At 42.3% G+C, this 13,042-nt stretch carries 13 protein-coding genes; all 13 read left to right on the top strand.

Translation table 11 applies throughout. The features are described from left to right. Positions 1-37: 37 nt before the first annotated feature. The 13 genes from AC58QM_RS20785 (at position 38) to AC58QM_RS20725 (ending at position 12,940) form a co-directional block, all read left to right on the top strand. The gene (locus AC58QM_RS20785; protein WP_497286761.1) at positions 38-871 is read left to right on the top strand and encodes a helix-turn-helix domain-containing protein; all 834 of its coding nucleotides are present in this window, start codon (positions 38-40) and stop codon (positions 869-871) included. A gap of 119 nt (positions 872-990) precedes the next feature. Next, the gene (locus AC58QM_RS20780) at positions 991-1,992 is read left to right on the top strand and encodes a zinc-binding dehydrogenase (RefSeq protein ID WP_497286760.1); all 1,002 of its coding nucleotides are present in this window, start codon (positions 991-993) and stop codon (positions 1,990-1,992) included. Between the two features lie 206 nt (positions 1,993-2,198). Next, entirely contained in the window at positions 2,199-3,137 is a 939-nt protein-coding gene (locus AC58QM_RS20775) for an ABC transporter ATP-binding protein (RefSeq protein WP_497286759.1), read from the top strand. Next, on the top strand, positions 3,130-4,074 hold the full coding sequence (locus AC58QM_RS20770) for an ABC transporter permease (protein WP_497286758.1): 945 nt from the start codon (positions 3,130-3,132) through the stop codon (positions 4,072-4,074). Before AC58QM_RS20775 ends, AC58QM_RS20770 begins: the two co-directional genes overlap by 8 nt. Positions 4,075-4,685: 611 nt before the next feature. Then, the gene (locus AC58QM_RS20765) at positions 4,686-5,156 is read left to right on the top strand and encodes a cupin domain-containing protein (protein ID WP_497286757.1); all 471 of its coding nucleotides are present in this window, start codon (positions 4,686-4,688) and stop codon (positions 5,154-5,156) included. 141 nt (positions 5,157-5,297) lie between these two features. After that, on the top strand, positions 5,298-5,882 hold the full coding sequence (locus AC58QM_RS20760; RefSeq protein WP_497286756.1) for a TetR/AcrR family transcriptional regulator: 585 nt from the start codon (positions 5,298-5,300) through the stop codon (positions 5,880-5,882). A 68-nt stretch (positions 5,883-5,950) separates the two neighbouring features. Beyond that, positions 5,951-6,706, top strand: a complete 756-nt coding sequence (locus tag AC58QM_RS20755) for a hypothetical protein (protein ID WP_497286755.1) — start codon at positions 5,951-5,953, stop codon at positions 6,704-6,706. Positions 6,707-6,954: 248 nt separating this feature from the next. Then, the gene (locus AC58QM_RS20750) at positions 6,955-7,800 is read left to right on the top strand and encodes a metallophosphoesterase family protein (RefSeq protein WP_497286754.1); all 846 of its coding nucleotides are present in this window, start codon (positions 6,955-6,957) and stop codon (positions 7,798-7,800) included. 43 nt (positions 7,801-7,843) lie between these two features. Continuing rightward, positions 7,844-8,476, top strand: coding sequence for a glycerol-3-phosphate responsive antiterminator (locus tag AC58QM_RS20745; protein ID WP_497286753.1), 633 nt, complete (start codon positions 7,844-7,846; stop codon positions 8,474-8,476). 209 nt (positions 8,477-8,685) lie between these two features. Then, positions 8,686-9,999, top strand: coding sequence for an ABC transporter substrate-binding protein (locus AC58QM_RS20740; RefSeq protein ID WP_497286752.1), 1,314 nt, complete (start codon positions 8,686-8,688; stop codon positions 9,997-9,999). Positions 10,000-10,080: 81 nt separating this feature from the next. Further along, a complete protein-coding gene (locus tag AC58QM_RS20735; protein ID WP_497286751.1) occupies positions 10,081-10,941 on the top strand; it encodes an HAD family hydrolase in 861 nt (286 codons plus the stop codon). 30 nt (positions 10,942-10,971) lie between these two features. Continuing rightward, positions 10,972-12,066 (top strand): ABC transporter ATP-binding protein, encoded by a 1,095-nt coding sequence (locus tag AC58QM_RS20730; protein ID WP_497286750.1) that lies wholly within the window; start codon positions 10,972-10,974, stop codon positions 12,064-12,066. A gap of 1 nt (position 12,067) precedes the next feature. Then, positions 12,068-12,940: a carbohydrate ABC transporter permease gene (locus AC58QM_RS20725; protein WP_497286749.1), complete on the top strand. Its 873-nt coding sequence runs from the start codon at positions 12,068-12,070 to the stop codon at positions 12,938-12,940. Positions 12,941-13,042: the final 102 nt, after the last annotated feature.

Genomic DNA, 13,042 nt, shown 5'->3' with positions numbered 1-13,042 from the left:
CAGCAGAAGACTTGTCCAAAAGAAGGAAGTGGCACACGTGCAAGAAGATGTAATCTCCGCTCTGTTGGAAACTGCCGATTTGAACATTCTCAAATTCGATAACCATAATCGCGTGGAGATGAACTATCGCAATCGAATTCTCGAAGAGTACTACATGATGACGTACATAAGAAAAGGGACTGCCAAGTTGAAAGTGCAAGACAAGGTCTATCATTTGGCCCCAGGAACGGTTATCTTTATTCCTCCTCACCTCAAGCATGATCAATATAAAGATAGTGATGAGGAAACGGAATTCCTTTGGTGGCACTTCACGTATATGATTCAGCGTGTGGTCGATGTTCTGCCTTTTTTACAGATACCGTACACGTATTCTCTTAAAAATCATCAAAAGTTCGAAGAAGTCTTCGATGAACTGATGCTTTCCATGTCCAGAAAAGGACACTTACCGAATGTTATTTTGCAAAAGGCGAAGTCACTGGAATTGCTATATTTACTTTTGGATAATGCGTTTGGTAGCGTTAAGACCTCTATGGAGAGTCAGCCTTCTCACAGCTTCTTATCGATTTTGTTGAAAATTGTTAATCAACCCGAAGCTTCGCTTTCGCTCGCCGAGTTGGCTATCGAACTGCACATGAATCCGACCTATGTCAGCAATCATTTCAAAACGATGTTTGGCAAATCACCGATTCTGCTGCACCGGGAAATCAAAATTGCGAAAGCTAAGTCATTACTTGAGTTGCGTGAGATGACCATTACGGAGATCAGTAACATGCTGGGCTTTAACGATATTCAAACCTTTACACGACTCTTCAAAAAATATACAGGTATTTCACCCCGTCAATACAAGGAACTATTTAGTCGCATACATTAAGTGGCGATGGACCACCTGTAGAAGTGTTAAATATCAACAAACATTTGCACTGTTTTCCAAAAGTATCCTCATCTACACTTATCAGAAGGGAGTTAATTCCTATATAAGGAGGAAAACAAGTGGAAACAGTCAGCATTGTTTTTTCTGAAAAGCAAAGGGTGGAGGTCATCACGGAATCTTTTGACGCTTCACTTGGACAGACGGAGATTTTATGCGGGGCGATTTGTTCGCTAATCAGCACAGGGACAGAGCTTCAGTGCCTGAGAGGCGTCTTTGATCCGGATACCAATTGGTCAAGCTGGGTGCACTATCCTTTTCGTCCCGGCTATTCCATGGTGGCAGAGGTGATTGAAGTAGGGACGGCCGTTCAGCATGTACAAAAAGGGGACCGAGTGTTTGTAGAAAATTCGCATACCCAGTATTTTAAGACGGAGTCTACACGTGCTGTACTTCTGCCAAAGGAGATAGACGTTGAAGAAGGTGCGTGGATTAACTTATCCAAAACGACCCAGCTTGGTGTGAGAAGAGCAGAACTGTTTCTCGGAGAAACAGTAGGCGTTATTGGGCTAGGACTACTTGGTCAGCTCGTGACACAATATCTGTATCTATCTGGAGCCAAAGAAGTTTACACCATGGATCCAGCGGAAAGCCGTGTTCAACTTGTGTGGGATAAACCGGGGATTCATCGGTTGGCGATGGATGCAGGGAAGGCGAATGCTTATATCGCTGAGCAGACGAAGGGCAAGATGCTGGATGTTGTTTTTGATATTACCGGACATCCTGCTGTATTAGCGCAAGCTACACAACTTGTTAAACCTTTGGGACGAGTCATTTTATTGGGAGACACAGCTACGCCATCTGTTCAAGGAATGGGCCGTAACGTGGTTTCTAACTCAGTATCTATTCTAGGTATTCATGCCCAAATGTCTTACAAAGGATGGCAGCATCCTGATATGGCAGAACTCTTCATAAATTACCTGTTGCAAGGGAGAATGGATGTTAAACCATTAATTTCGCATCGGTATTCACCTCATGATGCACCGCAAGCGTACGAGTTGTTGGTTAACAATCGAAGCTCGGCGATGGGGGTTCTTTTTGACTGGAAGCGGCTTGTGGAATAATGCAAATTGGACAATCGTTTAATAAATGTTAAGGCACTTATACGTTGTTAGCCACTCCTACTAGGGGGTGGTTTTTTATTGGGCATTTTCATTACAACAATAATAATTTATTGCAAAACGATAATTATTATGCTAAATTCAATCTGACATGAACGTTCTTAATAAATTATAGAATCGAAAGTACAAGTGAAAAAAGGAGGCCGAGTATGAGCAACGAACCTATCATTAGTTTGCAGAATGTGACGAAAAGGATCGGCCGAACTACCATCATCGACGATCTTACGTTTGATGTGCCGCAAGGCGAAATTTTCGGCTTCCTTGGCCCGAACGGGTCCGGCAAAACGACAACCATCCGGATGATCGTCGGCCTGATGTCGACCACCAAGGGAAAGATTCTGATCAAAGGTAAAGATATCAAGACCGAATTTGAACAAGCGATCCAACACGTCGGAGCCATTGTAGAAAATCCAGAGATGTACAAGTATTTGAGTGGGTATCTAAATCTCGTTCATTACGCCCGCATGACGCCAGGTGTGACGAAAGAACGGATTGACGAAGTCGTCAAGCTGGTCAAGCTGGAGGACCGCATACATGACAAGGTCAAAAAATACTCGTTAGGCATGCGCCAACGGCTCGGAGTCGCTCAAGCTCTGCTGCACCGCCCGTCCCTGTTGATACTGGATGAGCCGACGAATGGTCTGGATCCAGCAGGCATCCGGGAGTTGCGCGATTATTTGAGTCTGTTGACCCGAATGGAAGGTATTACGGTTATCGTATCCAGCCATCTATTATCCGAGATGGAACTTATGTGCGACAGAGTTGCCATTCTGCAGCAAGGCAAGCTGATCGACGTGAAGCCAATCCAGCATTTTACCAAAGGAAGCGGACAAGCATCCACATATCGAATCGAAGTACAGCCAATCGAACGAGCGGTGGATATATTGGGGCAAATGGAAGACATACAAGGAATTAAGCTCGTCGAGGAGGGGCTCATTGAAGTCACAACCGAACGGGATCACGTGCCGGACATGTTGGTCCAGCTCATGCAGCATCAAATTCGTCTTTATAGTGTTCAGGAGGTTCGACCGTCATTGGAAGATCGATTCTTGGAAATTACGGGTACAGGGAGGAAGCAGAGTGATTAATCTTGTACGCAATGAAAATATGAAAATCTACCGAAGGATGAGAACATGGGTCCTAGTCGGATTTATGATCGCACTGGTGCTTTTTGTCAACATCATGGATTGGCAATCGGATGGTAAGCAGTCGCAAGGCGAAAGTTGGAAAACGGGGCTGATGCAGGAGAAAGAGCACCGAACCGAGCTGCTAACAAAGCCGGAACTAGAGGCAGAAAGCCGTACTTATAACTTACAGAGGATCGCGCTCATTGATTATCACCTTGAGAAAAATATCCACACAACGGATGGAACGATGTGGGGTGGCATAAATGGCTCAGCCTCGATGGTGCTTGTGATTACCGTATTCACCATTATTATCGCTGGCGACATCTTGGCAGGCGAATTCTCGACGGGTACTATTAAGCTGCTACTAATCAGACCGGCAAATCGTCTAAAGATCCTCATAGCTAAATATGCAGCATCATTGATGTTCGGCCTGCTGTTACTGCTCATACTATTCGTTGTATCTGTCACGATAAATGGTATTCTGTACGGGTTTGGCGATTTAAAGCTTCCTTTAGTCGATGTCACCAATGAAGGGTATATCGTGGAGAAAAATATGCTTCTCAATCTGTGGAAAACGTATCTGCTTAACGGGGTATCCACGATCCTGTATGTCACCATGGCTTTTATGATCTCATCCGCTTTCCGTAGCAGCACCATGGCGATCTCGTTTTCCATCGTTGCCATGTTTGCAGGCAATATTCTGTTGGAGGCGCTGCACCGGTTTGATTGGAGCAGGTACCTGTTATTTGCGAATACCGATCTTACTCAGTATTTGAGTGGGAGACCTTATCAATCTGGCATGACGCTTTCATTCTCCATTGGAATGCTTGCGGTGTACTTTCTTGTATTTAATCTGATCTCGTGGCTTATGTTTACGCGAAGAGATGTGGCAGCTTAAGCTACAATAAAGTAATACGAAGGGAGCAGATTGCCGCGGCAACTGCTCCTTATTCGTTATACATCAGGATGAGTGTCACTGCATAAGTAAGTTTATAGCAGTTTTCTACCTATGGTTCTTTTAACTCCCTCAGTGCCGATTATGCTTCCTATTGTTGCAACTGACACATTGGAGGAAATAATTTTGATCCCCAAATAGATCACTGTTCCTAGAAGGATATCGAATACAATGATTCTTTTGATGACGGACGCTCTTATCGTGTAAAAATAGTACTTTGGAGGCTGGTTAATCACGAATTGTCTCATTCCTTCCATCTTTTTAAACAAGGTATGAGGGGAATTGGTTGTCTCATTCTTGAATAGGAAGGTGATGTAAGGAATATGTAAAGAAGGTATGCAAATATTGGAAAATACGAAGTGAAATCCTATCGAAATTGAATGACAATCTACTATATGATCTTTGAAAATAAATCGATTGAATTCTATATTAGATATTCGATTGCGGCAATTCCTCCCATTTGACGGATGCTCGAAAACCCAGTTATATTGTGTGGCAAGCGAACGAGACAAACTCGGTTGACTTACATTCAGCAATATGAGGGAGCTTATTCTATGAATTTGAACAACGAAACAAAGCAAGCAGCAATCACGCATGGTAAAGATTTAAATTGGTTTACTACAATGCCAGGGGAGCAAATGGCAATCCGAATTCACAGCAGCCAGGTTGGCGGGGCAGTGACAATCATGGAAGCACGAGTGCCAACCTTAAGCGGACCACCTAAGCATTTTCATAAAGATCGGGAAGAAATTTTTGAAGTACTTGAAGGCACATTCCGCTTTCATTGCGGTGACGAAGAATTCGAGGTTACTCCAGGAACTAGCGTCGTGGTTCCTCGCGGACTTCCTCACACATGGGCAAATATCGGATCTGAAACGGGACGTATCCTATTTACGTTTGCACCTGGCGGGATAGACGAATTCTTCACCAAAATTGGGCTTACCCCGCCCGAAGGATGGCAGGAATTATCAGAAAGCTACGACACATGGATTATTGGTCCTCCATTGCTTGCTGGTAAGAACTAAACATCAAATGACAGACTAGAGATCGATAGGACAGGGAACCTTAGGATGAGTAAAGTCAATTTGAGAACGATCGGTACAAAATAATTCTTTACCGATCGTTCTCAATATGCTAAGATACTCTTCAGAAGGGGAGGCGTTGGAATGGCCAGAAGCAAAGAGTTTGATGAAGATGCTGTTTTGCTAAAAGCCATGCGATTATTTTGGGAGCAGGGTTATGAGAAAACATCCATGATGGATCTGGTCACACAAATGGGCGTTCACAAGAGAAGCATGTATGACACTTATGGTGATAAACATTCCTTATATATCAAAGCGTTAAAACGTTATCATGTAATGATAGAGCAATCCTTTAAAAGCCTGGTAAATGGCGCATGTTCAGCTGCAGAAGGTATTCGTTTAGTACTAGAAATGGCAATCAATCAGGATAAAAATGAACTTCCTAAGGGTTGCTTAATGGTAAATACGGCCGTAGAGATGGCAACTCATGATCCGGAGTCGAAATTATGGGTTACACAGAACTTTACAAGCTCAGAGCAATTGATACGTGAATTAATTGAAGCAGGTCAGCAGAGCGGCGAATTGGATATCTCACTAGATGCTGAAATGATGTCCTATTATTTTAACAATGCCTATACCGGGCTTTTAGTAATGTCGAAGACCACAGATGACAAAGAGAAGTTAAATAAAATTATCGAAACGACAATGTCTATGATAAAGAAGAAATAATTTTTTTGACATTTTGAGAACGATCATTCTCAAAACATACACGAATATATTAAAGGGAGAAATTACTCATGACGAATCAACCTAATAACATTCAACATAAAAATGACTTGCTAGAACTAGTACTCGAGGCATCTGGAGGACTTCAACGTTGGTCGAATATTCAAACACTTACAACAAAGCTGGCAGCAAGCGGCCCATTCTGGGAACTCAAAGGCTACAAAGACGCATTCTTGGAAGAGACTTTGCAAATCGACGTCCAACGTCAGCACACCATCTTTACACCATGGGTCGAGTCCGACCAGCAATTAATCTTTGACGGTGAAGCCGATCGAGTTACCTTGCAATACGCCGATGGTCAGACTGTAGAAAGCCGTACTAACGCGCGTGCTTCATTCGCAGGCTACGATATGTTTACGCCTTGGGACAAATTGCAAGTCGGCTATTTCCTTAGTTATGCGATGTGGAATTACCTTACTACACCTTATTTGTTCACTTTCCCAGGTGTTGAGACTCGTGAGATCGAGCCTTGGGAAGAGGATGGTCAAACGTGGCGCAGACTGCACGTAACCTTCCCTGAATCGATTGCGACACATACGGCAGAACAGACTTTTTATTATGACAACGAAGGTAAGCTTAAACGTATGGACTATACAGTGGACGTAAACGGTGATGCCGTTATCGCTCATTACATTGAGGAATACAAAACGTTCGACGGTATGGTATTTCCAACCCGACGCCATGTTTATCCGCGTAATCCAGATGGTACTGTAGACCGCAGTTTTATTCCGATTATCGTCGATATCCACGATATTAAGATCGATTAATCGCTTAAATTAGACAGATAAGGCAGGCCAGTACACTTGGTCTGCTTTTCTGTTTCTTCATATTGGATCAAACTCACTAATTAGGTTTTACTATCAAGCGTATTTGATACCTAAGGTGATATGTAATTTTTGGTTTGAAATATTTACAATTTAACCATGATTATTGCAACTAGATTTAATAATCCTTATCTATCATGAAGTGAGTGATGTCATCACATCCAATTTTTGATAGAGAGAAGGAGAGCAAAATGATGAAACTAGTACTGATGGGAGATCTACATTATCACCAGGTTGATGAAACAATTCCAGGATGGTTAGAGGCACGTGATACTTTCTTTCAAACATTTCTAGAACGATTTTTGGAATTGGAAGCAGATGCTCATATTTCAGTGGGGGATCTTACCAATTATGGTCACACTTCGGAGTTACAGGAAGTGTATGAGATTGTACGCAAAAGTGGAAAAACTTTTTATCATGCTTTGGGGAATCATGATCTTTATGCGCAAACGAGAAGAGAAGTACTCGCAATAAGCGGACAACCACGCTATCATGCGATTACAACGGAACAAGCCGTTCTTGTATTTTTGGATACAGCGAAAGAAATGGATTTTGAGGATTGGGGAGGATGGGTTGACGAAGAACAACTGACATGGTTTGAAGATGTCATTCAATCATCTGGATCCGTACCTGTTATCGTATTTGCTCATCATCCCGTACACCAAACCACAACTAATTCGGATAAAGACAAAGGATCCATTCATCCTAGTATTGATATGTGGAAGATTCTAAGCAAGAAAGAAGGCGTAGGCATTTATGTGAATGGTCATACGCACATTGATTCGATTGTCAATCAGAATAACTGGACATTTGTTCAATTATCCGCTTGTCTCGATCAACATGGTTTACGGATTATGGAGATTGATGAGGAAGAAATTCGAATTTCAGCAATCGATCTAGGGGATACTGCTTTAACTGAGAATGTAGAGATGTTGTACAACACGATGAAGCATTTTAGACACAATGCTAACGCTCGCGGTACAGATTCGGATCGAGCATGCAGCGTCTCATTGCGGATAGCAGCTGAACAGAAATAAGTGTTTAGTTTTGACCCACAGGCTAATGAGGAGGTGCTGATAGATGAAGAGACTTAAGCATGATGAGGGTGGACAATTTTTCGAAAGATTAGATGCTCACCGGATGGTGGCTTCCATTAAGGAACCGAAACAAATTGAAATAGCATTGTCGCTTAGAAACCAATTAAGTGGCGTATTTCTGCTAACAGGACATATTGGTGTCATTAAAAGTTATGTGGATGTGTTCAAAAGTCATCAGTTACCAGTCTTTCTACATATGGAAAAGATAGGCGGTTTAAGTACGGATTTCTATGGGATGGATTACTTGGCGAAGGTCATTAAACCAACAGGCATTATTACTACAAAAACGAATGTTGTAAAAACAGCGAAAAAAATGGGCCTTTTCACCATTCAACGCTTTTTCCTCGTGGATACCGAGGGGATGGAGAACATATCCAAAAGCGTTACTCAAATCGAACCAGACATTATTGAGGTTATGCCCGCACGCATTCCAGAAATGATTGGAGAGATCAAAAAGTTTACGAACATTCCAATTATTACGGGAGGTCTGCTTTTTGAACGAAGTCATGCGCTCGAATGCTTTAAGTATGGAGCAACCGCGGTATCATCTTCCAAATCGGAATTATGGCGTGAAACGTATGCAGAACAAGAACAGAAGCTTCGCGTTATTGTTTGAGTCTGCCTGTTAGGAACAAGCTATGAATTTTCAAAACATTCACATTGTATTGACACTGGGTTAATACTGGACGCTTATGATGATTATGACAAGTAAATAGCAGTAGGTTGGAGTAGTGGAGAAGCCTGATTAGCGGCCGACATAATGTCGGCGGTTGATTTAGGCTTCTTTCTTTTTGATGATGATCAAAAATTAGGAGGAAATTGAAAATGTTAAAGAAAAAATGGGTATCACTTCTTACGCTTAGCTCCATTGTTATGTTAACTGCATGTGGAACAGGTGGCACAGACAACAAGTCGGCATCAGGTTCAGGAAGTAACTCCGCCGCTTCAGGTGGTAAAGTCGTCATTAAATACTGGACAGCTAACGGCGGTAAAATTGAAGAAGCAAAACAAAACCTCGTCAAAAAATTTAATGAGTCTCAGAACAAAATTGAAGTGCAGCAAGCAAACCAAGGGACATACGATGATCTTAATGCAAAAGTACAAGCAGCATTTGCTGCAGGCAATGCGCCAGCCGTATTCGATCTTGAAATTTCTTCTACCGGTATTTTTTCCCGCTCAGGCATGCTAGCAGATCTAACTTCACTTGCTGCAAGGGATGAGGCTCAAGTCAATTTGAAAGATTTTATTCCAGGACTCATGGGGAACGCGTATGTGGATGGGAAGCTCTACGGGATTCCATTTATGAGAAGCACGCCGATCTTTTACAAGAATATCACGATGTTAAAAGATGCTGGCTTAGATCCTGCAGGTCCAAAAAGTTGGGCAGAGTTGGAGCAATATGGCCGCGTATTGAAAGCAAAAGGTAAGACACCAATGACAATGGCTGTCGGCGTCTGGGAATATGAGGCACTCGTAGCACAAAGCGGTGGTAAGGTGATCAGCGACGACAATAAAAAAGCAACGTTCAACTCTCCTGAAGGCGTAGCACCGGTTGAGTTTTGGAAGAAAATGTCCGATGAAGGTTTAATCAAATTTACAGTTGGAAAGACAGCAGGAGCTGATGCCGATAAGGATTGGACGAACCAGCTTTCGGCATTTAAAATCGGATCCACCGCAGGCGTTTCTGCAAGCATGGAGGTAGCAAAAGGAAATAATTTTGAGATGGCGACCAGCTTTATGCCTGCTAACAAAACGTATGGTGTTCCGACAGGTGGGTGTCATTTGTCCATCACATCGAAGCTAAGCAACGCAGAAAAAGAAGCAACTTGGGAGTTTATTAAGTTTATGACGACCAAAGAAAATACGATTTATCAGCATAAGTATGTTGGTTACCTGCCAAGCCGTCTATCTGCTTTACAAAGTGAAGAGTTGCAAACTTACTACAAAGAGTTCCCGCAATACAAGGTTGCTTCGGATCAATTACAGTATGCTGTACTTCGTCCGAGCGCAAATGCTTACACAGAAATTTCGAAAACAATCATCGATGCCATGACCAAGTCCATTCTTGAAAAAGATGTGAAACCACAAGATGCGATGAACGAGGCTGCGGAAAAAGCGAATAAATTGTTGAGCAAGTAACACCGGAAGAGAAGGGCCAGCTTCCTAGTTAAGAAGCTGGCCAACGACTAAATTCAACTAGAAGAAAGGCTGATCCTACCTGTGGAATGGTTATCTGACATTAAAGTAATTATTTTTGATATGGATGGAACGCTTTATCAAGAAGACACCTTCATGGATCGGTATATCCGCTATTTGTTGGAAGGTACAGAATGGGAACAAGAGACGAAAGCTACCATAGAATCATCTAGAAAAATCTTAGCAGGCACGAACCCGATCAAACTAGGCCATTTCTATCACAAATTAGATGGGGTTGCGCTTGTTCAGAAATCCGGGAGATTTGTTCATGGATTTTCATCGAACGGTGTTGAGCTCGAAGGGCAAGAATTTGCTGAGAAATACGCAGCTTTATCCATGTATGATGCCAATCTGAGCTATATGGGAGATCCTTGGGGAATCGTAAATGCAACCCGTCATAAGCTCAACATTTCAGAAGATAAAATGAAAGTTGCTTTTGAACAAGTACGTGAGGAAATGATTCTTGCTCCTTATCAATTTGGACTGCACAATGACCTATTTCAAACCATTCAGAACGTAACCGCAGTTGATAGAAAAATATTGATGACCAATACCTACGAAAAATCCGGTATCGACTTTTTGCACTATATGCAAATACACCATATGTTTAACGAAATTTACTGTGGTGCTGATAAACCGTTTGGCATACAAAAGTACATGACATCGTTGCTTGAGCAGGGATATCACGCACATGAGGTTTTATCGATTGGCGATAATCCATGGAATGATTTGTACCCTGTCCAACAAGCTGGCGGTCGAACTTGTTTCATCTCTCCTTATCAGAGCGGGGATGAACAGCAATGGGATTTACGATTGCATTCGTTAGACGAGTTGTCTCAGTTGATGCAGGCTATTCAGAATAACACGATCAAAATTGAGGCGTAACAGCAGCCTATTTGTGAAGGAGATGAACGTATGGCACGGATCCAATTAATCAATATCGGCAAAAAGTATAAAGACGAAACGATTATCAGCGGTTTGAATCTTACGATTAAGGATGGGTCGTTTACTGTTCTTGTCGGCCCATCCGGGTGTGGTAAATCAACGACCTTGCGCATGATTGCAGGACTCGAAAAACAGAGCGAAGGACAAATATGGATCGGTGATAAATGTGTAAATGATACGCAGCCTGGTCTACGAGATGTGGCCATGGTCTTCCAAAACTATGCATTATACCCGACGATGACCGTACGTCAAAATATTGAATTTGGTCTAAAAAACAGAAAAGTACCGAAAAATGAACGTGATGCTCTGATCCATGATATTTGTGAGATCGTCGCTTTAACCCCTTATTTGGACAAGAAACCACAAAACTTATCTGGTGGACAGCGCCAAAGGGTAGCCCTTGCTCGAGCCATGGTTAAGAATCCCAAAGTATTTATTTTGGATGAGCCGCTCTCCAATCTAGATGCCAAGCTGCGCAATCAAATGCGTACGGAATTGATTCAGCTTCATAAAAGGCTAGGTACTACCTTTGTCTATGTTACCCATGATCAAGTGGAAGCCATGTCTATGGGTGACGAGATCGTGCTCATGAATAAAGGGGTCATTCAGCAAGCGGACTCACCTCTGAAACTTTATAACGATCCGGATAATGTGTTTACAGCACAGTTTATCGGAACTCCGGCTATGAATATCTTTAAGTTTGCTGATGTACGAGGGTTACAGCTAGATTCAACCTCGAAAATTGGTTCCATTGGCTTCCGAGCAGAGCATGTGGTGATGTCACCGAATGAACATGTGGATGGATTTATGGTTGAAGGGGAGATCCTTACTAGAGAAAGTCTAGGCTCGGAAAATATTTATCAGATCAAATCGGATATGGGTATCTTTTTCGTAAAGACCTTCCTTTCTCCCTTACACATGGAAAATCAGATCAAAACAGTAATTCCATTCGATAAGCTCTACTATTTTGATCAGAATGGTGAAAGAATTCGGAATATGGATGTGCAGAAGACATCAAAAGAAGCACGACAAGAAAAAATTCTTGTTGCTGGCGGCGGTGTGTAAGATGACAATGTGGGAAAAACTGCGTCCGTATGCCATGGTTGCACCAGCGATTGCCGTATTTTCAGTGTTTTTTATTTATCCGATCATTTATATGATGTACCTAAGTATGTATGATTGGAACTTTATTAGCCCAACGAAAAACTTTGTTGGTTTGCAGAACTTTACGGATCTTCTTACGGAGAAAGAGTTTCTACAAGTGATCTCAAACTCAACAATTTACACAGTGTTGACCGTTACATGTATCATAGTTTTTTCCCTATTACTCGCACTCTGGTTGAATAAAGCCAGTGTGTTTCAAACCTTTGTCCAAGGTGCAATCTTCAGTCCGCATATTGTTTCCTGGGTTTCTATTTCCATGATCTGGGTGTGGGTAATGGACCCGCAGTATGGCCTGCTGAACTGGTTCATCGGTTTGTTTGGCTTTGGTAAACTAGCGTGGCTTTCCTCACCAAGTACATCCTTGATTTCATTAGTCATCGTCGCTGTCTGGAAAGGGCTTGGCTATAATACCCTTGTGTTTATCGCTGGGTTACAAAGTATTCCTAGGGACATCTATGAAGCGGCAGCTCTGGATCGATCCAAGCCTTGGACGACCTTTTACCGCTTAATTCTCCCGATGCTCTCGCCAACCATCTTCTTCTTAGTCGTCATCAATATGATCGGTTCGTTCCAGGTGTTTGAAACCATCGCGATTATGACGCAGGGAGGGCCGGTTAACTCAACGAATACGCTTGTCTATTACATTTATGAGTATGGTTTCCGATTCTTCAAAATCGGCAGTGCTTCTGCGGCTGGTGTCATTTTACTATTTATTGTCGGGATATTAACGATTATTTACTTTAAATTGATGTCAAAACGCGTTCATTATCAATAGAAAGAAGGGAATGCATTGAAAGCCGAGCAGACAATTGATTCTGATCGTACCGTGATATACGTAAGAAGCAAAGAAGAGATTGTATCAAAAATTTCCCACTAT

Source organism: Paenibacillus sp. J22P165 (assembly GCF_059692015.1).
This window is presented reverse-complemented; position numbering and strand designations above follow the sequence as displayed.